We start from the raw sequence: 23970 nt of genomic DNA, 5'->3' as shown, positions 1-23970 counted from the left end.
TCACTTCACCAGCGGCAGGTTATCGGCGCGCCAGCTGCTGATGCCACCGGACAGCTTGGCCGCGGTGAAACCGGTCTTGAGCATTTCACGGGCGTGGGTGCCGGCGTGCTGGCCTTGGGCGTCGACCAGGATGATGGTCTTGGCCTTGTGCTTTTCCAGCTCGGCCAGGCGCGCGATCAGCTTGTCCTGAGGAATGTTCAGGGCACCGACGATGTGGCCGGTGGCGAAATCCTTGGCTGGGCGGATGTCCACGACAACGGCCTCGTCCTTGTTGACCAGCGCGGTCAGCTCCGCCGTGCTCAGGCTGCGGCCACCGCGGCTCAATTCGTGAGCGATCAGCAGCGCCAGCAGGATGACGAAGGCACCCACAAGCAGATAGTGGGCAGTGGCAAATGCAATCAGGTGATCAACCATCAAGGAGGTTCCAGGGCGTTAAAATGGCGGTAAGTATACACAGCCGTCAGGGGGGGCCAACCCCCGTAAAGCGGTGACGTGGTCGGAACTTCGCTTTAAACTGCCACTCCCTTTTCAATTGTCTTCCTTTATTACCGCCGCGAGAGGATCTATGACTACTACGCCTAAACCTTTGGTCCTGATAATTCTCGATGGCTTCGGACACAGTGAAAGCCACCACGACAACGCGGTATACGCGGCCAAGAAGCCGGTACTCGACCGCCTGACCGCCACCGTGCCCAACGGACTCATCTCGGGTTCCGGCATGGACGTAGGCCTGCCGGACGGCCAGATGGGCAACTCGGAAGTCGGCCACATGAACCTCGGCGCCGGACGAGTGGTATACCAAGACTTCACACGCGTGACCAAAGCGATCCGCGATGGCGAGTTCTTCGAGAACCCGACCATCTGCGCCGCGGTAGATAAAGCAGTGGCCGCTGGCAAGGCCGTGCACTTCATGGGCCTGCTGTCCGATGGCGGCGTCCACAGCCACCAGGACCATCTGGTGGCCATGGCCGAACTGGCCTTCAAGCGCGGCGCCGACAAAATCTACCTGCACGCCTTCCTCGACGGCCGCGACACCCCACCGAAAAGCGCGCAATCGTCCATCGAACTGCTCGACGCCACCTTCGCAGCGCTGGGCAAAGGCCGCATCGCCAGCCTGGTGGGCCGTTACTTCGCCATGGACCGTGACAACCGCTGGGACCGCGTCTCCCAGGCCTACAACCTGATCGTCGACGGCCAGGCCGAATTCCACGCCGCCACCGCCCAGGAAGGCCTGGAAGCCGCCTACGCCCGTGGCGAGAGCGATGAATTCGTCAAGGCCACCACTATTGGTGAGCCGGTGAAGGTAGAAGACGGCGACGCCGTGGTGTTCATGAACTTCCGCGCCGACCGCGCCCGCGAACTGAGCCGTGTGTTTGTCGAAGACGGTTTCAAGGAATTCGAACGCGCCCGCCAGCCGAAAGTGCAGTACGTGGGCCTGACCCAGTACGCCGCCAGCATCCCGGCTCCCGCCGCCTTTGCACCGGGCAGCCTGGACAACGTGCTGGGCGATTACCTGGCGAAAAACGGCAAGACCCAGTTGCGCATTGCCGAAACCGAAAAATACGCCCACGTGACCTTCTTCTTCTCCGGTGGCCGCGAAGAGCCGTTCCCAGGCGAAGAACGCATCCTGATCCCATCGCCAAAGGTCGCCACCTACGACCTGCAGCCGGAAATGAGCGCACCGGAAGTCACCGACAAGATCGTCGACGCCATCGAACACCAGCGTTACGACGTGATCGTGGTCAACTACGCCAACGGCGACATGGTCGGCCACAGCGGCAACCTGGAAGCCGCGACCAAGGCCGTGGAATGCCTGGACCTGTGCGTCGGCCGCATTGTCGATGCCCTGGAAAAGGTCGGCGGCGAAGCACTGATCACCGCCGACCACGGCAACTGCGAACAGATGTCCGACGAATCCACCGGCCAGGCCCACACCGCCCACACCACCGAGCCAGTGCCGTTCATCTATGTCGGCAAGCGTGATTTCAAGGTGCGTGATGGCGGCGTGCTAGCGGATGTGGCGCCGACTATGCTGATGCTGATGGGGTTGGAGAAGCCGGTGGAGATGACCGGTACTTCGATATTGGTTTAACCCCTTAAACCAACCGATTAAATCGCCCTAAACGGCTTTTTATGACGAACGCCTCAAAGCAGTTGGCTTTGAGGCGTTTTTTTTGCTGCGCTTGGCGGGCATACTAGGCCGTCCATTTCCCTGGTGTCGCCCGCCTCTATGCTTCGCGCCTTGATTACCCTTGCTCTTGTCTGCCTGCTCCAACCGGCGTTTGCCGATGAGCGCGCACAAACCCAACAACAGTTGGACGCTACGCGTCAGGATATTACCGAGCTGAAAAAACTGCTCGGCAAGCTCCAGGAAGAGAAATCCGGGGTGCAGAAAGACCTGCGCGGCACGGAAACCGAGATGGGCAAGCTGGAGAAGCAGGTCCAGGAGCTGCAGAAAGAATTAAAGAAGAGCGAGTCGGAACTGGAGCGACTCGACGCTGAGAAAAAAAAACTCCAGAGCGCACGCGTTGAACAGCAACGCCTGATCGCGATCCAGGCCCGTGCCGCCTACCAGAACGGCCGCCAGGAATACCTAAAGTTGCTGCTCAACCAGCAGAACCCCGAGAAATTCGCGCGCACCCTGACCTACTACGACTACCTGAGCAAGGCCCGCCTGGAGCAACTCAAAAGCTTCAATGAGACCCTGCGCCAGTTGGTCAACGTCGAGCAGGAAATCGGCAACCAGCAATCGCAGCTGCAAGACCAGAAAGTCGCCCTCGACACTCAGCGCAACGAATTGGACAAGGTCCGCAAGGAACGCCAACTGGCCTTGGCCAAACTCAATGATGACGTAAAGGCCCGTGACGCCAAGCTGCAGGCCCGCGAGCAGGACCAGGCTGACCTGGCCAAAGTGCTCAAGACCATCGAAGAAACCCTGGCCCGCCAGGCACGTGAGGCCGAAGAAGCGCGGCAGAAAGCGCTGATCGCCCAGCAGGAAGCCGAAAAAAAGCGCCAGCGTGAGGCCGAGCTGGCTGCCACCTCGGACGCGCCAGCACCGCGTAAACCGGCGCGTGCAGCGCCTGGCCCGCTGGTTTCCAGCGCCGGTGAAAACTTCGGCGGCCCTTTTGCTTCAGCCCGCGGCAAACTTCCATGGCCCGTTGATGGTCGATTACTGGCACGCTTTGGGGAAACCCGTGGCGATGACACCCGCGCGAAGTGGGATGGCGTGATGATCAGCGCCTCCGCCGGCAGCCAGGTGCACGCCGTCCACGGTGGGCGCGTGGTGTTTGCCGATTGGCTGCGCGGCGCCGGTTTGTTGGTGATTCTTGACCACGGTAATGGCTATTTGAGCCTTTACGGCCACAATCAGACTTTACTCAAGTCGGCAGGTGATGTTGTAAAAGCCGGTGAATCCATCTCCACTGTCGGTAACAGTGGTGGCCAGGACACCCCGGCGCTGTACTTCGCTATTCGTCAGCAGGGTCGCCCGAGCGATCCTGCACAATGGTGCCGTTCCCAAGGATAGGGCTGCATCTACATTAGGAGTTCGTTCGACATGCTGCATTTGTCCCGCCTCACTTCGCTGGCCCTGACGATCGCCCTGGTGATCGGCGCGCCTCTGGCATTTGCCGACCAGGCCGCTCCGGCGGCACCTGCTGCCTCGGCCGCGACCACCAAGGCGCCGTTGCCGCTGGACGAGTTGCGCACCTTTGCCGAGGTCATGGACCGGATCAAAGCCGCGTATGTCGAACCCGTAGATGACAAGACCCTGCTGGAAAATGCCATCAAGGGCATGCTCAGCAACCTCGACCCGCACTCCGCCTACCTGGGCCCGGAAGACTTCGCCGAGCTGCAGGAAAGCACCAGCGGTGAGTTCGGCGGGCTGGGCATTGAAGTCGGCTCCGAAGACGGCAACGTCAAGGTGGTCTCGCCGATCGATGACACTCCGGCGTCCAAGGCCGGCATCCAGGCCGGCGACTTCATCGTGAAGATCAACGGCCAGCCGACCCGTGGCCAGACCATGACCGAAGCCGTCGACAAGATGCGCGGCAAGATCGGCCAGAAAATCACCCTGACCCTGGTGCGCGACGGCGGCAACCCGTTCGACGTGACGCTGACCCGCGCGACCATTGTGGTCAAGAGCGTGAAGAGCCAGCTGTTGGAGTCGGGCTACGGCTACATCCGCATCACCCAGTTCCAGGTCAAGACCGGTGACGAAGTGGCCAAGGCCCTGGCCAAGCTGCGCAAGGACAATGGCAAGAAGCTCAACGGCATCGTGCTCGACCTGCGCAACAACCCAGGTGGCGTGCTGCAGTCGGCGGTGGAAGTGGTCGACCACTTCATCACCAAGGGCCTGATCGTCTACACCAAGGGCCGTATCGCCAACTCCGAGCTGCGCTTCTCGGCCACCGGCAACGACCTCAGCGAAAACGTGCCCCTGGCCGTGCTGATCAACGGCGGCAGCGCCTCGGCCTCGGAGATCGTCGCCGGCGCCCTGCAAGACCAGAAACGCGGTGTATTGATGGGCACCACCAGCTTTGGCAAAGGCTCGGTGCAAACCGTGCTGCCGCTGAACAACGACCGTGCGCTGAAGATCACCACCGCGTTGTACTACACGCCGAATGGCCGTTCGATCCAGGCCCAAGGTATCGTGCCGGACATCGAGGTGCGCAAGGCCAAGATCACCAACGAGATCGACAGCGAGTACTACAAAGAGGCCGATCTGCAAGGTCACCTGGGCAATGGCAACGGCGGTGCCGACCAGCCAACCGGCAGCAGCAAGAAAGCCAAGCCGATGCCGCAGGACGACGATTACCAGTTGGCCCAGGCGCTGAGCCTGCTCAAGGGCCTGAGCATCACGCGCAGCCGTTGATATGCGTTTTGCCCTGATCATCGCTGTGCTGTGCAGCCTGGCTGGATTCGCCCACGCGACCCCGGCCAACGAGCCGCCCAAAGCCTACCTGACCCTCATCATCGACGACCTTGGGCAAAACCTGCCCAGGGATCGGCGTGTGCTGGCCTTGCCTGGGCCGGTGACCACGGCAATCATGCCCGACACGCCCCACGCAGCCGAATTCGCCCGCGAAGCGCACAGGGCCGGCAAGATCGTGATCCTGCATATGCCCATGGATCCGGCCACCGGTCCGTTTGCCTGGCACCCCGAGCTGCCCATCGAAGAACTCGGCAAGCGCTTGGACGCTGCCTTCAAGGCCGTGCCCTACACCGCCGGGATCAACAACCACATGGGCAGCCGCATGACTGCGCAACCCGCCGCCATGGCCTGGTTGATGGCTGAACTGCAACGGCGCAACAAGTTCTTTGTCGACAGCCGCACCAGCGCGCAAACCGTGGCGGCGGCCGAGGCCCAGAAGATTGGCCTGGCCCATGTTTCACGGGATGTATTCCTCGATGACGAGCGCACCGAAGCGGCGATCACCACGCAACTGCAAACGGCGATCAAACTGGCCCATAAGCAGGGCTCGGCGGTAATGATCGGTCACCCCTACCCACAGACCCTCGCGGTGCTTGAGCGCGAACTGCCCAAGCTCAAGGCCCGGGGCGTCGACTGGATCGATATCAAGTTGATGATCAGCGTGCGCAGCAACCAGGCGATGGCAGGCCATGGAAAAAACGGCATCTACCTTCCAGCCCGTAGATAGATACCGCTCGGCACCGCGTTCATTCTCCGATAGTTGAGGCGTCCATCAACTGGAGAATTCACCCATGAACCCTCTGCAATTCAACGATCTGCTCATCAGCTTCACCAACGAATTCCTGCCCCTGTGGAACGACAAGGGATCGGGCGCGCACAGCGCCATCGGCTTGTGGCGCCCCAGCACAGCGTCCGACGCACTGAACCCGTTTTTTTCCTTGGGCGACATTGCGGTCAATCACTATCGCAACATCAATCAAAGCAACGTCGTCGCCGTGGTCAGCGACGCCAACAAAGTCGATGGCACAGCGCTGCGCCCGCCAGTGGATTACCAATTGGTGTGGCACGACGAAGGCACCGGTGCACTCAGCAACGCATCTATCTGGCGCCCCATACCACCACAGGGCTATGTGGCGATGGGACTGGTGTACGGCGTGAACTACGACAAACCCTCGCGCCATGCCGTGCGCTGTGTACGCGAAGATCTGGTGGTGGCGTCCAACGTGGGCGAGCTGATCTGGAATGACAAAGGCAGCGGTTCCGCCAGCGATTTGAGCACATGGTCGATCATGCCTCCCGATGCATCAGCGGGAGAAATCTACTTGGCTCCCGGCACGTTCGTCGCCAATAACAGCTATGCCAGGCCAGGCCTTGCAACCTATTCGCTACGCCTGGCACTGACCGCGCCGCTCAACGACCTGCCGCCAACACCCGTTCTCGTCGGCACTGAAAGCCCTACCCTTGAAGAAACCACGCCGACTCTCCAGGTATGCGAGATTCCATGGTTCTGTGTAAAAGACCCGGAATTGACAGCAGTCGAACAGTTTCAGTCGTCACCGGTTTACCGGCTGGAGCGCACCGATCGCCACATGCTCGCAGGCTTCGGGCACAACACTGAGGCAACCAGCCAGCCATTCATGTGGACCGCCACCAAAGGCGAGCAAGGAGGCAATGCCAAAGCCTTGGCCTTCAATACAAATGTCGACCTGAGCCAAGAGTGGCCCGTGTACGCACCCGCCTTTGATCCGGCCTTCTCAGCGCATCTGCAGCGCGAGTTCACCCATATGCAACGCTCGGCGAAAGGCTGGAGCCAACCGTCGCCACTGGAAATCGTCACCTACATTGCGCCGAACAAAGCCGTTGCGGCCTACCTTCTGCACAGTGAATACCGGCTGTTACGCCAGGACGGCAGCCAAGTGTCAGGCACGGTCAGCTATACCAATGGCGATCACGTTTACCTGAGCGAATCCCGAGAGTCCGAGCCGCAACCCGAAGAGACACTTGCGCCCTCGATCCCGCCGTTAGCTCAGCCTGAGCTAGAGGTAACGAGCTACAATTTGTTCGACGACACCCTCACCCCGTAACTGATCGAGTGCCGCCTGAAGCTTGGCAACCACCTCATCCGGCACGTCTTTGTTCAGCGCCAGATACAACTGGGCGCTGTTGAAACGCAAGACGGTTTTGAGTTGAGTCACCCCGACCTGGCGGGCCAGATAACGGCCCGCCGGATCACCGGTGGCCCACAGGTCGATCTGGCCATCCATCAGCTTTTGCGCGTTGTCCTGGTCACGCAGCGCAACGACCGGATTGAGTCCCTGCTTCTCCAGGGTCTCGGCGATGGCATCGCCTTTGTACGCGCCAATCTTGTAGCGCCGTGCGTGCTCAAGGTCCGTCAGTTGGATTTTGCTGTCAGCCTTGGCCAGCAACACCCAGTCGTCCGGGCCGATGGGGCCGACCCATTTGAACAGGGCTTCACGGTCCGGCAGGCGCGCCATCACGAACACGCCGTAACCGGGCTTTTCCAGGGCGAGTTTGTAGATGCGCTCCCAAGGAAAACGCAAGGTCAGGTTGTAGGAAATGCCGGCACGCTTGAAGGTTTCGCGCACGATGTCCACGGCGATGCCTTCGATGTTGTCTTCCTTGGCGAAGTTCTTGCCGTTTTTCGCCATGTTGTACGGCGGGAAGTTTTCCGTCAGCAACACCAGGGCGGTGTCAGACGGCTCCTCGGCGTGGGCCGGGCCCGCCAAAAGGATGGACGTACTGGCGAGGGCAAGCAGAAGATGTTTGAACATGAAGGGCTACCGGAATCCATGGCAAGCGCAGAGAGTGCCGCGCACTTGCCATGGTGTCCAGCAGCATTCAGCGAACGACGATACCGCGCGCAGCCATGTAGGCTTTAGCCTCGGGAACGGTGTATTCGCCAAAGTGGAAAATACTCGCCGCCAGCACTGCACTGGCGTGGCCTTCGATGACGCCGTCGGCCAAGTGTTGCAGGTTGCCGACGCCGCCGGAAGCGATCACCGGAATACCCAGCGCATCACTGATGGCACGCGTCACGCCCAGGTCGAAGCCGTTTTTCATGCCGTCCTGGTCCATGCTGGTCAGCAGGATTTCACCCGCGCCCAGGCCTTCCATCTTCATTGCCCACTCCACTGCGTCCAGGCCGGTCGGCTTGCGCCCGCCATGGGTGAAGATCTCCCAGCGCGGGGTTTCACCAGGGCCAGAGACTTTCTTGGCGTCGATGGCGACCACGATACATTGCGAACCGAAGTGTTGCGCGGCTTCGCCGACAAACTCCGGGTTGAACACCGCGGCGGTGTTGATCGAGACCTTGTCCGCGCCGGCATTGAGCAGGTTGCGGATGTCTTGCACGGTGCGCACGCCGCCGCCCACGGTCAGCGGGATGAACACCTGGCTGGCCATGCGCTCCACGGTATGCAACGTAGTGTCGCGGCCGTCGACGCTGGCGGTGATGTCGAGAAAGGTGATCTCGTCGGCACCTTGCTCATCGTAGCGACGGGCGATTTCCACCGGGTCGCCGGCGTCACGGATGTTCTCGAACTTGACGCCCTTGACCACGCGACCGTTGTCGACGTCCAGGCAAGGGATGATGCGTTTGGCCAGCGCCATGGTCAGTCCTCAGCCGTTGTAGGCGTCGCAGTAAGCCTGGGCTTCGGCGACGTCCAAAGTACCTTCGTAGATCGCGCGACCGGTAATGGCGCCGATGATGCCGGGCGCCTTGGCGTCCAGCAGCGACTTGATGTCGCCCAGGTTGTGGATGCCGCCGGAAGCGATCACCGGGATCTTGGTCGCAGCGGCCAACGCGGCGGTGAACGGCACGTTGCAGCCCTGCATCATGCCGTCTTTGGCGATGTCGGTATAAACGATGGCGGACACGCCGTCGGCTTCGAACTGCTTGGCCAGGTCGATGACTTGCACGGTGCTGATTTCAGCCCAGCCATCAGTGGCGACGAAGCCATCCTTGGCGTCCAGGCCCACGATCACTTTGCCTGGGAACGCGCGGCAAGCTTCGGCAACGAACGCAGGATCCTTCACGGCCTTGGTGCCGATGATCACGTAGCTCACGCCGGCCTTGACGTAGTGCTCGATGGTTTCCAGGGAGCGGATACCGCCGCCGATCTGGATCGGCAGGTTAGGGTAGCGCTTGGCAATCGCGGTCACTACTTCGCCGTTGACTGGCTGGCCTTCGAAGGCGCCGTTCAAGTCCACCAGATGCAGACGACGGCAGCCCCCTTCCACCCATTTGGCAGCCATGCTCACCGGGTCATCTGAGAACACGGTGGAGTCTTCCATGCGGCCTTGGCGCAGACGGACGCAAGCGCCGTCCTTGAGATCGATAGCGGGGATAATCAGCATCTGGCAAACCTTATTCGATATTCAGCAATGCTTGGGAAATCAGGGTTTCTCAAGCGACCACAGGTCGCTTTCGATGCTTTCGAACCTTTCTTTAAGGAGCGTCTGCGTATCGAAAATCGCCCTGTTGTAATAATGCGGAGCCACTTCAGTGGTGAACAGCTCAAGAATCTCGGCAACCTCGAACGAACCCAACTTGAGCTCGAAGCGATCCTCCATGAAGCGCTTGATCTTGAGGGTAGCCTCACTCTCCTGCTCAGGTGTGAGGCTCAAGACCGGCTGCTTCGGCTTCCTGGTCATTTACCAGCGCCCGTTCCAGGTGGCGAAGTTCTGCAGCAATTGCAGGCCATGGGTATGGCTCTTCTCCGGGTGGAACTGCACGGCAAAGCGCGAACCCTCGGCCAACGCGGCGGCGAAATCGACGCCGTAGTGACCGCCACCCACCACCTGGCCCGGTTTACCGGCGGCAATGTAGTAGCTGTGCACGAAGTAGAAACGCGCCAGGTCCGGAATGTCGTGCCACAGTGGGTGGTCGACGGTCTGGCTGACTTCGTTCCAGCCCATGTGTGGGACTTTCAAGTGAGCGCCGTCTTCGTGCAGGTCCTTGCCGAAGAACTTCACCTGGCCTGGGAACAGGCCGATGCAGTCGACGCCGTCGTTCTCTTCACTGCGGTCGAGCAAGGCTTGCATGCCCACGCAGATACCGAGGAACGGACGGTCCTGGCTGACTTCGCGCACCAGGCTGTCAAAGCCCAGGCGGCGGATCTCGGCCATGCAATCACGAATCGCGCCGACGCCGGGAAACACCACCCGGTCGGCTTCGCGAATCACGCTGGCATCGCTGGTGATCAGCACCTTGCCGGCCCCTACGTGTTCGAGGGCCTTGGCCACCGAGTGCAGGTTACCCATGCCGTAATCGATAACCGCGACCGTCTGCATTACAGGACGCCCTTGGTCGAGGGCATTTGCCCGGCCATGCGGTCATCCAGCTCGACAGCCATGCGCAGCGCGCGGCCGAAAGCCTTGAACACGGTTTCGATCTGGTGGTGGGTGTTGGTGCCGCGCAGGTTGTCGATGTGCAGGCTGACGAGTGCGTGGTTGACGAAACCCTGGAAGAATTCCTGGAACAGGTCGACGTCAAAGCCGCCCACGGTGGCGCGGGTGTAGGGCACGTGCATCTGCAGGCCTGGGCGGCCGGAGAAGTCGATGACTACGCGCGACAGCGCTTCGTCCAGCGGGACATAGGCGTGGCCGTAGCGACGGATGCCTTTTTTGTCGCCGATGGCCTTGGCAAACGCCTGGCCGAGGGTGATGCCCACGTCTTCCACCGTGTGGTGGTCGTCGATGTGCAGGTCGCCTTTGCTGACGATATCCAGGTCGATCAGCCCGTGACGGGCGATCTGGTCCAGCATGTGCTCAAGAAAAGGTACACCGATATCAAATCGGGCCTTTCCGGTGCCATCCAGGTTGATCGAGGCTTTGATCTGGGTTTCCAGAGTGTCGCGCTCGACGGACGCCTTACGTTCGGCCATCACCAGCTCCGCAAAATCATTGGGCGAAAAAGGCAGCCATTATAGGGGCGCGGGCGCTAAACAGAAACATCGGAGGGGATAAGACTGACGAGTTGAAGCGAGGAATGTCGGGGATAGACATGTGCATACATGTGGGTACCCGCTTATGTGGCGAGCGGGCTTGCCACAACAAGCCCGGCTCCCACAGGAGCCAGGCCTATCTGATTACTGCAACTTAGTGGAACAGTACCGCCGTCTTCTGCAGGGTCACCCACACACCCCACGCCAACGGAATACCCACCACCAGCCACGCAGCGATTGCCAACGGCACGGTGCCAGGGGCGGCTTTCCACTCCAGGGAAGTGGTCGCGTCCGCGCCTTTGTCGTGGCCCAGCGCCTGTTCGGCGGCCAGTTCGGCGTCGGTCATGAAGTACTTGTCGGCCACTGGACGAACCAGCAGGTTGCAGATGAAACCCAGCACCAGCAGGCCGGCGAGGATGTACAAGGTGATGTCATAGGCAGCGGCGCGCTCTACGCCGATGCTCAGTTGATACTCACGCAGGTAGTTCACCAGTACCGGGCCCAGCACACCCGCCGCAGCCCAGGCTGTCAGCAGACGACCGTGGATCGCACCGACCATCTGTGTACCGAACAGGTCAGCCAGGTAGGCCGGAACGGTCGCAAAACCACCGCCGTACATCGACAGGATGATGCAGAACGCGGCCACGAACAGCGCCACGTTGCCCAGATGACCCAGGTTCGGGATCAGCGCGTACAGGGCAAAGCCCAGAGCGAAGAACACGAAGTAGGTGTTTTTACGGCCCAGGTAGTCGGAGAACGACGCCCAGAAGAACCGGCCACCGATGTTGAACAGGCTCAACAGACCGGTGAAACCTGCGGCGATGGCAGCGATGGAAGCCAATTGGCCCGCATCCAGTTGGCCAAACGGCACATCCACACCCAGCAGCTTGCCGCCGAACACTTCCTGCAGCAGTGGCGAAGCCATGCCGAGGATGCCGATACCGGCGGAGACGTTCAGGCACAGCACCAACCAGACCAGGCGGAATTGCGGGGTTTTCCACGCTACGTTCACGTGTACGTGACGGTGAGTGATCATCGCGTTGCTGGCTTTTTTCGCCGGCGCGGTCCAGCCCTCAGGCTTCCAGCCGGTCGGCGGAACGCGGTAGGACAAGGCGCCGCCGATCATGAACACGAAGTAGATCGCAGCCATCACCAGGAAGCTCTGCCATACGCCCACGCTGTCTGGGGTGGCGAAATGGCCCATCAGTGCCGCTGCCAACGGGGCACCGACCATCGCGCCACCGCCGAAGCCCATGATCGCCATGCCGGTGGCCATGCCACGCTTGTCCGGGAACCACTTGATCAGGGTCGACACAGGCGAGATATAGCCCAGGCCCAGGCCGATACCACCGATGACCCCGGAGCCGATCCACATCAGCCAGATCTGGTGGGTATAGATACCCAACGCCGAGATCAACAGGCCACCGCACCAGCACAATGCCGATACCACACCGGCTTTACGTGGTCCGGCGTGTTCCAGCCAGCCGCCCCAGATCGCTGCCGAGCAGCCCAGGAAGATGAAGAACAGGGTGTAGATCCAGCCCAGCATGGAGATGGGCCAGTCGCATTGGGACGAGAAGACTTGGCTGATGAAGCTCATGTCCGGCGCGCAGGCGACCGGTTTGGTGATACCCAGCGCCTTGGACAGTGGCAGCCAGAACACCGAGAACCCGTAGGCCATGCCGATGCACAGGTGGATGGCCAAGGCGGCCGGTGGAACCAGCCAGCGGTTGAAGCCGGGCTTGGCGATAATGCGTTCCTTGGACAGGAACGCAGGCTGTGCGGCAGTTGAACCCGCCGCAGTGCTAGTGCTCATTGGTGTTTCCCCCAGTTGTTAGTATGTGTCCGTCAGGCGCTCTCTCCCTCGGCCTTGCACGCAAAGCGTTGGCCGTTGTTGTTGAGTAAAGCTCCATTTAAGCGCGACGCTATGTCGCAGAAGGCAGACGAACCTGCGCAGATTAGCACCTGTGGATGACAGAAAAACCAAACTGATATCACCTTTTTCGGGAAATCTGTTTTGTTTGACGCCAGAAACCCGTTTCCCCGTCCCTGGATACAATGTAACGATCGGGGCACTGACGCAGGCCGTCGGGCGTTATACTCTGCGGCTAAATTTTGAAATCGACATACAAGGACTCGCCCATGAAAGCGTTCGGCAAAATCCTGGGTCTGGTACTTCTCGGGCTGTTGCTGATCATTGTGGCTCTAGGCTTTGCCCTGACCCATCTCTTCGATCCCAACGACTATAAAGACGAGATTCGCCAGATTGCCCGCGACAAGGCCCACATCGAGCTGACGCTCAATGGCGATATCGGCTGGAGCCTGTTCCCCTGGCTTGGCCTGGAACTGCACGAAGCCAGCGTGGCGACCCTGACCGCGCCGACCCAACCGTTCGCCGACCTGCAGATGCTCGGCCTCTCTGTACGCGTGTTGCCGCTGTTGCGCCGAGAAGTGCAGATGAGCGATGTACGCGTCGAAGGCCTGAACCTGCGCCTCAACCGTGACAAGCAAGGCCACGGCAACTGGGAAGACATCGGCAAGAACGTCAGCGAGGCGACCGTCGGCAGCCCTGGCTCGACCGAGCAACCTGCCGAGACCGAACCGGAAAAACCCTCGAAGCCCATCCGCCTGGACATCGACAGCCTGACGGTCAACAACGCCCGCGTTGAATACAACGACGAGCAGACCGGCAAGCAGTTCAGCGCCGAAAGCATCCAACTGAGCGCCGGCGCCGTGCACGAAGGTGCCAGCATTCCGGTGAAGCTCACCGCCTTCTTCGGCAGCAACCAACCGGTAATGCGCGTCAAGACCGAGCTCAACGGCAACCTGCGTATCCAGCGTGCGCTCAAGCGCTATCAGCTTGAAGACATGAAGATCACCGGCGAAGCCACGGGCGAGCCGCTGCAAGGCAAGACCGTGACGTTCTCCACCCAGGGCCAATTGCTGGTGGACCAGGCGGCCAATATCGCCGAATGGACCAACATGAAGTTGTCGGCCAATCAACTGCGCGCCTTGGGCGAGCTGAAGGTCAACGACCTGGACAAGACCCCGCAACTCAGCGGCGCGCTGTCCATCGCCCAGTTTGACCTGGCCAAGTTCCTCGATGGCATCGGCCACCCGTTGCCGCCGATGGCCGAGGGCAGCCTGAGCAAGGTCGAACTGGTCAGCCGCCTCAAAGGCACGCCGACCAGCCTGGCCCTGGAAGACCTGAACCTGAAACTCGACGGCAGCACCTTCACCGGTCGTCTGGCCGTGGAAGACTTTGCCAAGCAATCCCTGCGCGTCCAGCTCAAGGGCGATACGTTCAACGCCGACAACTATCTGCCGGCCAAGTCTGAATCCGCCAAGGGCGCAGCCGCAGCCCGCCAGGCCGAAGTACAGAACAGCGAAGCCGGTGCCATGGCCGCCGGCGGCACCACGCCGCTGCCTGACGCGCCGACCAAAGGCGCCTGGAGCACCGACAAACTGCTGCCGCTGGCGCGACTGCGCACGCTGGATGTGAATGCCGACCTGGCCTTCGGTCAACTGACCCTGAGCAAGCTGCCGATCCAGAATGCGGCGCTCAAAGCGTCCGGCATCGATGGCCAGCTCAAGCTCGACACCTTGAGCGGCGGCCTCTACAACGGCACTTTCCAGGCCAACGGTACGCTTGACGTGCGCCAGGATATTCCGGTGCTGGCGCTGCAAAGCCATATCAAGCAAGTGCCGGTCGAACGCATCCTGCAAGCCCAAGGGCAAAACCCGCCGGTGAAGGGCCAGATCACCCTCGACAGCAATCTCACGGGTCGCGGCAATAGCCAGAAAGCCCTGATCGACAGCCTCAACGGCACCGCCAGCTTTGTGATCAACAACGGTGTGTTGCTCAACGCCAACCTCGAACAGCAACTGTGCACCGGCATTGCCCTGCTCAACCGCAAGACCTTGAGCAGCACGCCGCAAGGCAAGGACACACCGTTCCAGGAGTTGAAGGGCAACCTGACCTTCCGTAACGGCGTGGCCAGCAACCCTGACCTGAAAGTGCGCATCCCAGGCCTGACCGTCAACGGCAACGGCGACGTCGACCTGCGCGTGCTGGGCATGGACTACCGCGTCGGCATCATCGTCGAAGGCGACCAGCGCGAAACCCCGGACCCAGCCTGCCAGGTGGGCTCGAACTTCCAGGGCATCGAAGTGCCGCTGCGCTGCCGTGGCCCGCTGGAACTGGGCGCCAAGGCCTGCCGCCTGGACAAGGACGGCCTCGGCCAGGTCGCCATCAAGGCCGCCGGCAACCGCCTGAACGAAAAGCTGGAAGAGAAGCTCGACAAGGTGAACCCACAGCTCAAAGATGCTTTGAAAGGCCTGTTCAAACGATGAGAAACGAGCAGTTTTCAACGGCGGTGCTGGACTGGTACGACCGCCACGGTCGCCACGACCTGCCCTGGCAACAGGGCATCACGCCTTACCGGGTGTGGGTCTCGGAGATCATGTTGCAACAGACCCAGGTGAGCACCGTGCTCAATTACTTCGACCGCTTCATGGCCTCGCTGCCGACGGTCGAGGCTCTGGCCGCCGCGCCGGAAGATGAAGTGCTGCACCTGTGGACCGGCCTGGGTTACTACACCCGGGCGCGCAACCTGCAAAAAACCGCGAAGATTGTCGTGGCCGAGTACGGCGGCGAGTTTCCCAGGGATGTCGAGAAGCTCACCGAGCTGCCTGGCATCGGCTTGTCCACCGCCGGCGCAATCGCCAGCCTGAGTATGGGCCTGCGTGCGCCGATCCTCGACGGCAACGTCAAACGTGTACTGGCGCGCTTTACCGCGCAAGAGGGCTACCCAGGCGAGCCCAAGGTGGCCAAGCAACTGTGGGCCACCGCAGAACGCTTCACGCCCCATGATCGCGTCAACGCCTACACCCAGGCGATGATGGACATGGGCGCCACGCTCTGTACCCGCAGCAAACCCAGCTGCCTATTGTGCCCGCTGGAAAAAGGCTGCGAAGCCCACATGCTTGGCCTGGAAACGCGCTACCCGATCCCCAAGCCACGCAAGACCATCCCGCAGAAGCGCACGCTGATGCCGTTGCTGGCCAATGCCGAGGGCGCGATCCTGCTTTACCGCCGCCCTTCGACCGGCCTGTGGGGCGGCCTGTGGAGTTTGCCGGAGCTGGATGACCTGCAAGACCTGGAACACTTGGCCAACCAGCACGCGCTGGAGCTGGGCACGCAACAGGCACTGCCGGGGCTGATCCACACCTTCAGCCACTTCCAACTCGCCATCGAACCCTGGCTGGTCCAGGTCGAGGAAACCGCCCATCACGTGGCCGAGGCCGACTGGCTCTGGTATAACCTCGCCACCCCGCCGCGCCTGGGCCTTGCTGCCCCGGTAAAAAAACTGCTGAAGCGCGCGGCCGATGTATTGAATGCAGGAGTTCCGTCATGACCCGCACCATCATGTGCCGCAAGTACAAAGAAGAATTGCCAGGCCTCGAACGCCCTCCGTACCCAGGCGCCAAGGGCCAGGACATTTTCGAGCACGTCTCCGCCAAAGCCTGGGGCGACTGGCTGAAACACCAGACCCTGCTGATCAACGAAAAACGCCTGAACATGATGAACGCCGAAGACCGTAAATACCTGGCGGGCGAAATGGACAAGTTCTTTTCCGGCGAAGATTACGCCAAGGCCGACGGCTACGTGCCGCCTGCTCAATAATTGATCAAAAACCGGGGTCTGCACGTAAGCGACGGTAATAATTAAATATTTTTTGAAAACTTGCTTGACGACCCCCTGAAAAACCCGTTTAATGCGCCCCGTTGCCCAGATAGCTCAGTCGGTAGAGCAGGGGATTGAAAATCCCCGTGTCGGCGGTTCGATTCCGTCTCTGGGCACCACTATTCAGTTTCAGGTGGTGCAAACGTCATCTGAAACACACAAAAAACCCGCCTAGTGCGGGTTTTTTGTTGCCTCGGATTTATCGATCTAGCCTGAGGCGATTCAGCATCGCCCCAGAAGATCTTTCACTTGCCATCCCACATCAACGTAAACACCGCCACACGCTCCTGATCGGAGAACTGAAAGCCCCGCTCCTCGACCCGATCAATCCACCCCTGGGCCGACAGCTTCTCGCCAAAACGCACCAGGCGCCCATAGCGCTTGAAGACCGCCCTCAGCACATTGATCATCGCCGGGTAGCTGCAGCCGCCGTCGAAGCAGATGCTCAACCAGCCAATTCGCGAACGGCCGATCACGTGGCCACAGTCAGGCCGCTTAAAGTCCTTTTTCGTCATGTCCATGATGCTTCCAGTACGGCAATTCCAAAAAAAAGTTCGACTGAGTGACCGATCGGTCACTCAGCCAGCGAACATACAGCAACTTGCTGATTCATTTCAGCAAAAACACCATCAGCGGATTGTCGTTCAACCGCCCCTCAAAGGTCGGCGCCTGACGCTCAAGCGGCGTTCCCTGCAGCAGTGCGGTCTCCTTGCGCGACACGATTACCCAGGCAGGTCGAGGCAAGCCCTCCAAGCCCTCAAGCTGTTGACCGCCGATAAACAGCGGTTGCTCATCATGATCCAGGTTCATCATGTAGCGCACCGCCCAGGTGTCTCGCCCCAAATTGATAAACACCAGCGGCCCAGGCGTCTCGACACGCAACGCTTCTACCTGACCGACAAACTTGCGGGTATCGAACTGCATATCCTTGGACGGCTCCACCACCGCCACCAATAACAACCATTGCGCCAGCAATGCGATCAGGCTGAGCCACACCAACCGCCCCGCTCGCCGCCAGGCCATCAGCGCTGCCACTTGCAGCACCACCAGCACACCCATCAACAGCGGCAGCGAAACGTCGGGCCAGTAACCATGCTTTTGCCACCCATGCCGACAGACAAAGACTACAACCACGCACAACGCCGGTAGCGCCACGACCAGCCCTTCGTAGCATCGGCGCACGCCCGAGAGCCAACTCGGCGCCTGGAGCAGCCCATAGGCCGCGACAGCCGCAAACATCGGCACCATGGGCAGGATGTAATAGGCACGCTTGAAGTGCGGCACCGACAGCCCGAGCAAGATCATCAAGCCGCAGGCGCCGAGTCGCACCACCAGTTGCATATCGCCTTCGAGCCGCTCGGACCAGCGATGACGCAGCGCAATCATGGTGGCCAGCACCAACGGCACCACCGGGAAGTAGCGGTACAGGCTCAGTTGGAAGTAGAAATAGAACGGCTCGCCGGTTTCATCGAGGCGGCCGCCCACCTGCATCTTGAACACCTCGTCGGCAAAGGCGTCACCCCCGCTGATGCGCGCCAACTTCACCAGCAACCACCAACAGGCTGCCAGCAACACCAGGCCAACAGCGCCGTGAACCAGCACCTGTTTCACCCGCTCCCCAGGCTTGCCCAACGCCCAGTACACGCACACCACGCCACAGACTTCGATCAATCCCAGCGGCCCGCGTATCGCAAAGCCCAGGACGAACAACGGAAACACCGCAAGCCGCCTCCAGCGCCCGCCACTGTGCAGCAGGTAGAAACTTCCCACACACAACAATGCCACCATCTGATCCAGGCAGACTGAGCGGGATTTTTCGAGCAATTGGGTCGTGAGCAAGGTCAACAACACAGTGAGCAGCGCCCACTGGCGATTCGCCGGGACCAGCAGGCGATAGACCACGGCCACCACGCCCGCAGAAGCCAGGGCGGTGGGCAGTACATTCGCCAAATGGTTAGGGGCGCCCAACAGTCGGGCAAACACATAGCTGAAGAACGTCGCGGTGCCGGGGTAATCCGCGTAGGGCTGACCATAGGTGGTCGGGAAAAGACTCGCGCCATGGCGAAACATTTCTTGCAGGAACAGCGCCCAGCGTCCGTCAAACCCTTGGGGCTGCTGATCCCAGATACCCAGGGTGAACAACAGCAGGGCGAACAGGAAAATGCCCAGGGACTCCAGGCGAAAACGGTTGCGGTGATCCATCGGTTGACCTGTCAAGTAAGGGGCGCCGACTTATGGTGCCGACTGCCCTGCTGAATAGCGCCTGAACAGACCTGAATATTCCGGTGTTTACCGACCCACGGGCCACACCCATTTCGGGATCAATCGAACGTAAATCAACTCACCCAGCAGTTCGACCAGGGTTTGCAGGATCACCGCTGTCGCCGCCAACCCGCGCACATCCTCCGGCAGCGCCAGCGCCAAGGGCAACACCACCAGTGAATTGCGCGTCGATGCGCTGAACGTCACCGCCCTGGCCGTCACCGCAGGCAGCGCAAACAGCCGCGATGCCAGCGCGCCCATCAACGGCGCCAGCAACAGGAAAGCGATGTACACCGGGATCACCGGCAGCAACAGGTTGATATCCCGCACCACCGAGGTGATTTGCGAGCCGATCACCACAAACAGCACCAGCGCCATCGCTGGCACCGGCATCCAGGCCCAGGCGTCGTTCCAGGCACTGACGAGCGATGATCGCCGTGCCAGGGAAGTGGTGAGCACCGCCAGAACCATCGGCACCACGATCAGCAGGAAGAACGCCTCGATAAACGGCCCCACCTCCACCACCACCTCAGATTGCGTACCGAGCATTACGCTCAGATAGATCGGCAACAACGCCAACTGCAGCAACAACAACACCGGCGTCGCCGCCAGCATCAGCCGCGAATCGCCCTTGCCGATATGGGTAAACACCACCACGTAGTCGATGCACGGGGTCAGCAATACCAGCAACGCCCCTACCAGCAGTGCCGGGCGTCCTGCCAGGCCTTGGGTCAATGCCCATACCAGTGACGGAATGAGGATGAAGTTGGCGAGCAGCAATGCCGACAGGAAGCGTTTGTTGCTAAGGCTTTGGCGCACGTCCAGAAAGGGGATTTGCAGGAACATTGCGTACATCAGCACCGCGATGGTGGGTGTGATCAGTGCGCTGAGGTGGTGGGCGAATGAGGGGGCGAGCAGGCCGAAACCGGCAGCCAGCAGCACGACTACGAAGTACAAAGGCATCTGGTTGCGTTCGAGGGTATCGCGGGTCATGAAAACGCCTTGGTAGATCGCAAAGGTGTAAGCCTATGCATCTATTGGCGCAAGGTCGAGTGGAGCGGAACGATTGCATCCGAGGGGTATTCTTGACGTGTGTGCAGTACGGTCAGAATTTCAACCTGCTCCATCACTCGATACACAACTAAATAGTTTGGATGAACGACCATTTCCCGAGTGCCTGACAAGCGGCCTTGCTTGAATCCATACGGCATTGAAGACAAATGTTCAGTAGCAGCAACAATGATACGGTGCAGCGAAGCCGCTGCAACGGGGTTGTACTGCTCAATGAAATCAATAATTTCAGTCAAGGCCACAATAGCCTCGGGTCGCCACTTAACGAGCAGCACGGCGAGCCTTGCGCCTCTCTTCTAACATCCTCTCAACCTCAGCCAGAGCCTCATCATGCGGAATACTAGGTCGAGGATCATCAATCGAAGCCTGCACCTTGGCACGGAACCAACGGTCATAGCTGGCAGCCTGCTCTTCAGTTTCAAACTCAGAAACGATGGGAGAAAGTGGGATGCTCATAGAGACCTCCTTAATGGATGCCTGCCAGTCTAATCGGTCCATGGTTTGCTGTCGTTCCTCTCGGATGTATGGCTTTATCAGCGGGTATCGAAGGTTAATGACCCTGCCAGACGCGGTGCAACTACTGGCAAACTGGTGAACTGTTACTAAAAAAATAAGAAACCTATAAAGGCCGAAAACCCAATGAATTTGAACGACGCCTCTTTGCGATTGCCCTCGGCCTCACCGGCGCGCGACCACGGCGAACCTTTCAAGGAGCCCGCCGCCGACGGCCACCTGCTAGGCGGCTTCACCTGGCGCCACATCAGAACCGATCCCACACGCCCCGTGGTCATCATCAACGCTGCCACCTCCGTGCGCTGCCGCCACTACGCCCGCTTCGCCGACTACCTGTTCACCAACGGCTTTGACGTCATCACCTACGACTACCGTGGCATCGGCGAATCCCGCAGCGGCTCATTGCGCGGCTTCAAGGCTTCATGGTCGGACTGGGGCGTGCTGGATTTCGAGGCCATGTTGCAACGTGCGCAACGGGAGTTCCCGGGGCAGCCGATTGATGTGGTCGGCCACAGCTTCGGTGGCTGCGCGGCAGGGCTCGGGGCGTCGGGTGCGGTCATTCGGCGAATGGTGACCGTGGGCGCGCAATTTGCGTACTGGCGCGATTACGCAGCAAGTGTGCGCTGGCAGATGTTTGCCAAGTGGCATGTGATGATGCCGCTACTGACCGCGCTGTGCGGACACTTTCCCGGTAAGCGCCTGGGCTGGCTGGAAGATACACCGGCGGGCGTGGTGCGGGATTGGAGCACCCCGACGCCCAGATATGAAACACGCCCCAGCGGAAGAGCCCTGGATGAGTTGCCGTTCAGTCGCGTGAAGGCGCAGATACTGGCAATCAGCATTACCGACGATCCGTTCGGGACCGTCGCCGCCATCGAACGGTTATTGGGTTATTTCGACGGCAGTGAGTGCACTCATTTACGGATAGCGCCTGAGGATATAGGCGAAAAAACAGTCGGACATTTCGCATTTTTTCGCAGCGAGTATCAGGATCGGTTGTGGCCGATTGCACTGGCGTGGCTTCAAAACGGCCAATTGACTGCAGATACCCTTGGGATTTCCCCCAACCTGCGCTTCAATACCCCACCCAGACCCAAAACCCTAGGACGCTGAGCCCATGGCCTCGCCAAACAAGCAGCAAAAACGTGCCCACCGGGCCAAGGCCAAGGCCAAGCAGAACCGCACGCAGCGCGCCGTCGCGACCAAGCCGGATGCGTTTGCCGGCGATGACAGCCGCATTGACCTTGAGTCAGTGGATCTGACCGAACTATTCGTAGAGATGCGCACCGCTGGCGAAACCAGCCAGCAGACCCTGTGCGCGGTGTTCCTGGCCCACCCGTTGCTGGCACTGGTGCTGGAGCAGGAAGGCGAGGAAGAAGCCACCGACTTTATCCTCGCGGCGCTGATCGAATATCGCCAGTGGGTTACGGATACCGATGATGAAGCCGCGGCACTGGCGTGGATCGAGTCGCCGGAATTCCAGGCGGATTACGTGGCGGCCTCACAAGCGCTGACCAGCTCGGCTGACTGATTGCACACATAAATAAGGGAGCCCAATGGCTCCCTTATTGTTTTCTTCAACAGATCAATTCAGCACCGCAGCACCCACTCTCTGCGCCTTGCGACGGCTCGCCACAATCAGCCCCGCCGCCACTACCAGCAAGCTCAACACGCCGGTCGCAATGATCTCGACCCGGTGCGCTTCCTGGAACAGCATGATGGTCAGCGTGCCCACGATGAACACCATTACTGCGTAGGTCAGGCCTGGGAACAGCCACATTTTGAAAACAATCTTCTCGCCCGCCGCCGTGCGCTTCTGGCGCATGCGCAGTTGCGACACCGCGATCACCAGGTACACCAGCAACGCAATGGCGCCGGAGCTGGCCAGCAGGAACTCGAACACTGCCGCAGGGGCCACGTAGTTGGCGAATACCGCCAGGAACGCCGCGCCAGTCGACAGCAACACCGCCCAGTAAGGCGTGCCACTCTTGTTGGTGCGCTTGGCCACCGCCGGCGCATCACCGCGACGACCCAGGGAGAACAGCATGCGCGAGGCGGTGTACAGCGCCGAGTTCAAGCAGCTGGTCACCGCAACCAGTACCACCAGATCGACGATCAGCTTGGCATTCGGAATGCCCATGCGCTCCAGCACGGTCTGGTAGGAACCAACGGCCGCCAGGGTCGGATCGTTCCATGGCACCAGGGACACCACGATGAAGATCGACAGCAGGTAGAACAAACCAATGCGCCAGATCACCGAGTTGGTGGCCTTGGTGATCTGCTGGCCTGGGTTCTTCGACTCAGCTGCCGCGATAGTGACAATCTCGGTGCCCATGAAGGAGAACATGGTGGTCAGGATTGCCGCCAACACGGCGCCCATGCCGTTGGGCATGAAGCCTTGGGTGTCGAACAGATGCGAAACGCCGCTGACCTGGCTGGTCGGCAGGAAGCCGAAGATCGCGGCCAGGCCGAGGATCACGAAGCCGACGATGGCCACAACCTTGATCAACGCAAACCAGAACTCGAACTCGCCGTAGTTCTTCACGCTGAACAGGTTGGTCGCGGTCAACAGCAAAGTGATGATCAGCGTAAAGGCCCAAATGGCCACGTCCGGGAACCAGGCATGCAGAATGGTCGCCGCCGCGTTGGCTTCCAATGGAATCACCAATACCCAGAACCACCAGTACAACCAGCCGATGGTGAAACCGGCCCAATGGCCAATCGCCCGGTCGGCGTAAGTGGAGAACGAACCGGTGTCCGGCGACGCCACGGCCATTTCGGCCAGCATGCGCATCACCAATACCACCAGCGTGCCCGCTGCGGCATAGGCCAGCAGTACGGCCGGGCCGGCAGCTGCAATCGCGTGGCCGGAGCCAACAAACAAACCGGCACCAATAACGCCGGCAATCGACAGCATGGTGACGTGACGCGGTTTGAGCCCCTGTTCGAGGTCATTGGAGCTTTGCGTACTACTCATTGACACACCTTTACGAGGAATTGCGAAAACGGTCCGCCCGGCCCGGGATCTTTCTCGTGAAAAGAAACCAACAGGGCGTTCTTTATTTTTTACGCAAGATTTGCGCCAAAATGTTACAGAGCCGCGATTGACGCGGGCTGTAGGACGTTTCAACACGACTCGCAAGTCATTGAGAACAATGGCATTCCGCTATAGCGTTACCGTGCGACTCACATTCAAGACGAATAAACGCACCATAAACACACACAAAAAGTACGTGACGCCCTACAAAAGGGCTGATATGCACCGTTTGCCCGGTTAACCCTTCCAACACCCGGCCAAAGCTGGCACCATCGCGCCCTTTTTTACGCGAAGCCTGCGGTTTTTCGGGTTCAAACGGATGTTCGGTTGTTGATGGCGCGACACGCTGCTGTGCCGATGCGACACCCTGCCGCACACCACCTGTTTACCGCCGGCCATGCTGTTGGCTGCCATCAAGACGCTATGCTAGCTTGGCGCCTCG

The 23970-nt window shown here is 60.3% G+C and carries 24 protein-coding genes and 1 tRNA gene; 11 read left to right on the top strand and 14 right to left on the bottom strand.

All coding sequences use genetic code 11. The features are described 5' to 3' along the window. On the bottom strand, positions 1–414 hold the full coding sequence (locus tag AYR47_RS08825) for a rhodanese-like domain-containing protein (RefSeq protein WP_010213877.1): 414 nt from the start codon (positions 412–414) through the stop codon (positions 1–3). A 151-nt stretch (positions 415–565) separates the two neighbouring features. On the opposite strand from AYR47_RS08825, the gene gpmI reads away from it, so the two are divergent. The 5 genes from gpmI (at position 566) to AYR47_RS08800 (ending at position 7017) form a co-directional block, all read left to right on the top strand. Beyond that, positions 566–2092 (top strand): 2,3-bisphosphoglycerate-independent phosphoglycerate mutase, encoded by a 1527-nt coding sequence (gene gpmI, locus AYR47_RS08820; RefSeq protein ID WP_033896916.1) that lies wholly within the window; start codon positions 566–568, stop codon positions 2090–2092. A 138-nt stretch (positions 2093–2230) separates the two neighbouring features. Continuing rightward, on the top strand, positions 2231–3526 hold the full coding sequence (locus AYR47_RS08815; RefSeq protein WP_061434945.1) for a murein hydrolase activator EnvC family protein: 1296 nt from the start codon (positions 2231–2233) through the stop codon (positions 3524–3526). Positions 3527–3556: 30 nt separating this feature from the next. Beyond that, positions 3557–4873 carry a S41 family peptidase gene (locus AYR47_RS08810; protein WP_033896914.1) on the top strand — a complete coding sequence of 439 codons (1317 nt, stop codon included), beginning with the start codon at positions 3557–3559 and terminating at the stop codon, positions 4871–4873. A gap of 1 nt (position 4874) precedes the next feature. Beyond that, positions 4875–5660, top strand: coding sequence for a divergent polysaccharide deacetylase family protein (locus AYR47_RS08805; protein ID WP_061434943.1), 786 nt, complete (start codon positions 4875–4877; stop codon positions 5658–5660). A gap of 64 nt (positions 5661–5724) precedes the next feature. After that, a complete protein-coding gene (locus AYR47_RS08800; protein ID WP_061434942.1) occupies positions 5725–7017 on the top strand; it encodes a Vps62-related protein in 1293 nt (430 codons plus the stop codon). On the opposite strand, the gene AYR47_RS08795 is transcribed toward AYR47_RS08800, so the two are convergent. From AYR47_RS08795 to AYR47_RS08765, 7 genes are all read right to left on the bottom strand, one after another. Then, the gene (locus AYR47_RS08795; protein WP_033896910.1) at positions 6970–7725 is read right to left on the bottom strand and encodes a substrate-binding periplasmic protein; all 756 of its coding nucleotides are present in this window, start codon (positions 7723–7725) and stop codon (positions 6970–6972) included. The two genes, AYR47_RS08800 and AYR47_RS08795, sit on opposite strands and share 48 nt — an antisense overlap. A 67-nt stretch (positions 7726–7792) precedes the next feature. Then, on the bottom strand, positions 7793–8563 hold the full coding sequence (gene hisF / locus AYR47_RS08790) for an imidazole glycerol phosphate synthase subunit HisF (protein WP_003171107.1): 771 nt from the start codon (positions 8561–8563) through the stop codon (positions 7793–7795). Positions 8564–8572: 9 nt separating this feature from the next. Beyond that, positions 8573–9310 (bottom strand): 1-(5-phosphoribosyl)-5-[(5-phosphoribosylamino)methylideneamino]imidazole-4-carboxamide isomerase, encoded by a 738-nt coding sequence (gene hisA, locus AYR47_RS08785; RefSeq protein ID WP_003187784.1) that lies wholly within the window; start codon positions 9308–9310, stop codon positions 8573–8575. 39 nt (positions 9311–9349) lie between these two features. Then, on the bottom strand, positions 9350–9607 hold the full coding sequence (locus tag AYR47_RS08780; RefSeq protein WP_061434941.1) for a DUF2164 domain-containing protein: 258 nt from the start codon (positions 9605–9607) through the stop codon (positions 9350–9352). After that, positions 9608–10246, bottom strand: a complete 639-nt coding sequence (gene hisH / locus AYR47_RS08775; protein ID WP_061434940.1) for an imidazole glycerol phosphate synthase subunit HisH — start codon at positions 10244–10246, stop codon at positions 9608–9610. Further along, the gene (gene hisB, locus AYR47_RS08770) at positions 10246–10839 is read right to left on the bottom strand and encodes an imidazoleglycerol-phosphate dehydratase HisB (RefSeq protein ID WP_003218037.1); all 594 of its coding nucleotides are present in this window, start codon (positions 10837–10839) and stop codon (positions 10246–10248) included. Before hisB ends, hisH begins: the two co-directional genes overlap by 1 nt. Before the next feature lie 214 nt (positions 10840–11053). Further along, a complete protein-coding gene (locus AYR47_RS08765) occupies positions 11054–12715 on the bottom strand; it encodes an OFA family MFS transporter (RefSeq protein WP_033896905.1) in 1662 nt (553 codons plus the stop codon). A gap of 326 nt (positions 12716–13041) precedes the next feature. Here AYR47_RS08765 and AYR47_RS08760 point away from each other — a divergent pair, with 326 nt between their 5' ends. From AYR47_RS08760 to AYR47_RS08745, 4 genes are all read left to right on the top strand, one after another. Beyond that, positions 13042–15252: an AsmA family protein gene (locus tag AYR47_RS08760; RefSeq protein ID WP_061434938.1), complete on the top strand. Its 2211-nt coding sequence runs from the start codon at positions 13042–13044 to the stop codon at positions 15250–15252. Continuing rightward, positions 15249–16316: an A/G-specific adenine glycosylase gene (gene mutY / locus AYR47_RS08755; RefSeq protein WP_061434936.1), complete on the top strand. Its 1068-nt coding sequence runs from the start codon at positions 15249–15251 to the stop codon at positions 16314–16316. Before AYR47_RS08760 ends, mutY begins: the two co-directional genes overlap by 4 nt. Further along, complete coding sequence (locus AYR47_RS08750; protein ID WP_010213895.1) at positions 16313–16585, top strand: oxidative damage protection protein; 273 nt, start codon at positions 16313–16315, stop codon at positions 16583–16585. The genes mutY and AYR47_RS08750 overlap by 4 nt, the downstream gene beginning before the upstream one ends. A gap of 103 nt (positions 16586–16688) precedes the next feature. Beyond that, positions 16689–16764 (top strand) — tRNA-Phe (locus AYR47_RS08745). Between the two features lie 126 nt (positions 16765–16890). Here AYR47_RS08745 and AYR47_RS08740 read toward each other — a convergent pair. The 5 genes from AYR47_RS08740 to relB all read right to left on the bottom strand — a co-directional run bounded on the left by AYR47_RS08740 (position 16891) and on the right by relB (position 20434). Continuing rightward, on the bottom strand, positions 16891–17166 hold the full coding sequence (locus AYR47_RS08740; RefSeq protein ID WP_061434934.1) for a hypothetical protein: 276 nt from the start codon (positions 17164–17166) through the stop codon (positions 16891–16893). Between the two features lie 88 nt (positions 17167–17254). After that, positions 17255–18847 carry an ArnT family glycosyltransferase gene (locus AYR47_RS08735; protein ID WP_061434932.1) on the bottom strand — a complete coding sequence of 531 codons (1593 nt, stop codon included), beginning with the start codon at positions 18845–18847 and terminating at the stop codon, positions 17255–17257. An 87-nt stretch (positions 18848–18934) separates the two neighbouring features. Then, positions 18935–19900, bottom strand: a complete 966-nt coding sequence (locus AYR47_RS08730) for an arsenic resistance protein (RefSeq protein WP_033896901.1) — start codon at positions 19898–19900, stop codon at positions 18935–18937. Positions 19901–19941: 41 nt separating this feature from the next. Continuing rightward, complete coding sequence (locus AYR47_RS31980; RefSeq protein WP_082461401.1) at positions 19942–20250, bottom strand: type II toxin-antitoxin system RelE/ParE family toxin; 309 nt, start codon at positions 20248–20250, stop codon at positions 19942–19944. Next, complete coding sequence (relB, locus tag AYR47_RS08725) at positions 20240–20434, bottom strand: type II toxin-antitoxin system RelB family antitoxin (RefSeq protein ID WP_033896900.1); 195 nt, start codon at positions 20432–20434, stop codon at positions 20240–20242. Before relB ends, AYR47_RS31980 begins: the two co-directional genes overlap by 11 nt. Positions 20435–20617: 183 nt before the next feature. On the opposite strand from relB, the gene AYR47_RS08720 reads away from it, so the two are divergent. Further along, complete coding sequence (locus AYR47_RS08720; protein WP_061434930.1) at positions 20618–21604, top strand: alpha/beta hydrolase family protein; 987 nt, start codon at positions 20618–20620, stop codon at positions 21602–21604. 4 nt (positions 21605–21608) lie between these two features. Next, positions 21609–22022: a hypothetical protein gene (locus AYR47_RS08715; RefSeq protein WP_033896897.1), complete on the top strand. Its 414-nt coding sequence runs from the start codon at positions 21609–21611 to the stop codon at positions 22020–22022. A gap of 54 nt (positions 22023–22076) precedes the next feature. Here the strand turns inward: AYR47_RS08715 and gabP are convergent, their stop codons facing one another. After that, positions 22077–23468 carry a GABA permease gene (gene gabP, locus AYR47_RS08710; protein ID WP_033896896.1) on the bottom strand — a complete coding sequence of 464 codons (1392 nt, stop codon included), beginning with the start codon at positions 23466–23468 and terminating at the stop codon, positions 22077–22079. Positions 23469–23970 lie beyond the last annotated feature (502 nt).

The sequence above is a fragment of the Pseudomonas azotoformans genome (assembly GCF_001579805.1).
Taxonomy (GTDB): Bacteria; Pseudomonadota; Gammaproteobacteria; order Pseudomonadales; family Pseudomonadaceae; genus Aquipseudomonas; species Aquipseudomonas azotoformans_A.
This window is presented reverse-complemented; position numbering and strand designations above follow the sequence as displayed.

Excerpts from the sequence above, each read along its gene's own strand:
- AYR47_RS08815 (WP_061434945.1), top strand. The coding sequence starts at position 2,231 with ATGCTTCGCGCCTTGATTACCCTTGCTCTTGTCTGCCTGCTCCAACCG.
- AYR47_RS08765 (WP_033896905.1), bottom strand. The coding sequence starts at position 12,715 with ATGAGCACTAGCACTGCGGCGGGTTCAACTGCCGCACAGCCTGCGTTC.
- AYR47_RS08810 (WP_033896914.1), top strand. The coding sequence starts at position 3,557 with ATGCTGCATTTGTCCCGCCTCACTTCGCTGGCCCTGACGATCGCCCTG.
- hisB (WP_003218037.1), bottom strand. The coding sequence starts at position 10,839 with ATGGCCGAACGTAAGGCGTCCGTCGAGCGCGACACTCTGGAAACCCAG.
- hisH (WP_061434940.1), bottom strand. The coding sequence starts at position 10,246 with ATGCAGACGGTCGCGGTTATCGATTACGGCATGGGTAACCTGCACTCG.
- AYR47_RS08720 (WP_061434930.1), top strand. The coding sequence starts at position 20,618 with ATGAATTTGAACGACGCCTCTTTGCGATTGCCCTCGGCCTCACCGGCG.
- AYR47_RS08750 (WP_010213895.1), top strand. The coding sequence starts at position 16,313 with ATGACCCGCACCATCATGTGCCGCAAGTACAAAGAAGAATTGCCAGGC.
- AYR47_RS08825 (WP_010213877.1), bottom strand. The coding sequence starts at position 414 with ATGGTTGATCACCTGATTGCATTTGCCACTGCCCACTATCTGCTTGTG.
- AYR47_RS08760 (WP_061434938.1), top strand. The coding sequence starts at position 13,042 with ATGAAAGCGTTCGGCAAAATCCTGGGTCTGGTACTTCTCGGGCTGTTG.
- AYR47_RS08795 (WP_033896910.1), bottom strand. The coding sequence starts at position 7,725 with ATGTTCAAACATCTTCTGCTTGCCCTCGCCAGTACGTCCATCCTTTTG.
- mutY (WP_061434936.1), top strand. The coding sequence starts at position 15,249 with ATGAGAAACGAGCAGTTTTCAACGGCGGTGCTGGACTGGTACGACCGC.
- gpmI (WP_033896916.1), top strand. The coding sequence starts at position 566 with ATGACTACTACGCCTAAACCTTTGGTCCTGATAATTCTCGATGGCTTC.
- hisF (WP_003171107.1), bottom strand. The coding sequence starts at position 8,563 with ATGGCGCTGGCCAAACGCATCATCCCTTGCCTGGACGTCGACAACGGT.
- AYR47_RS08735 (WP_061434932.1), bottom strand. The coding sequence starts at position 18,847 with ATGGATCACCGCAACCGTTTTCGCCTGGAGTCCCTGGGCATTTTCCTG.
- AYR47_RS08715 (WP_033896897.1), top strand. The coding sequence starts at position 21,609 with ATGGCCTCGCCAAACAAGCAGCAAAAACGTGCCCACCGGGCCAAGGCC.
- AYR47_RS08805 (WP_061434943.1), top strand. The coding sequence starts at position 4,875 with ATGCGTTTTGCCCTGATCATCGCTGTGCTGTGCAGCCTGGCTGGATTC.
- hisA (WP_003187784.1), bottom strand. The coding sequence starts at position 9,310 with ATGCTGATTATCCCCGCTATCGATCTCAAGGACGGCGCTTGCGTCCGT.
- AYR47_RS08740 (WP_061434934.1), bottom strand. The coding sequence starts at position 17,166 with ATGGACATGACGAAAAAGGACTTTAAGCGGCCTGACTGTGGCCACGTG.
- relB (WP_033896900.1), bottom strand. The coding sequence starts at position 20,434 with ATGAGCATCCCACTTTCTCCCATCGTTTCTGAGTTTGAAACTGAAGAG.
- AYR47_RS08730 (WP_033896901.1), bottom strand. The coding sequence starts at position 19,900 with ATGACCCGCGATACCCTCGAACGCAACCAGATGCCTTTGTACTTCGTA.
- AYR47_RS08800 (WP_061434942.1), top strand. The coding sequence starts at position 5,725 with ATGAACCCTCTGCAATTCAACGATCTGCTCATCAGCTTCACCAACGAA.
- gabP (WP_033896896.1), bottom strand. The coding sequence starts at position 23,468 with ATGAGTAGTACGCAAAGCTCCAATGACCTCGAACAGGGGCTCAAACCG.
- AYR47_RS08780 (WP_061434941.1), bottom strand. The coding sequence starts at position 9,607 with ATGACCAGGAAGCCGAAGCAGCCGGTCTTGAGCCTCACACCTGAGCAG.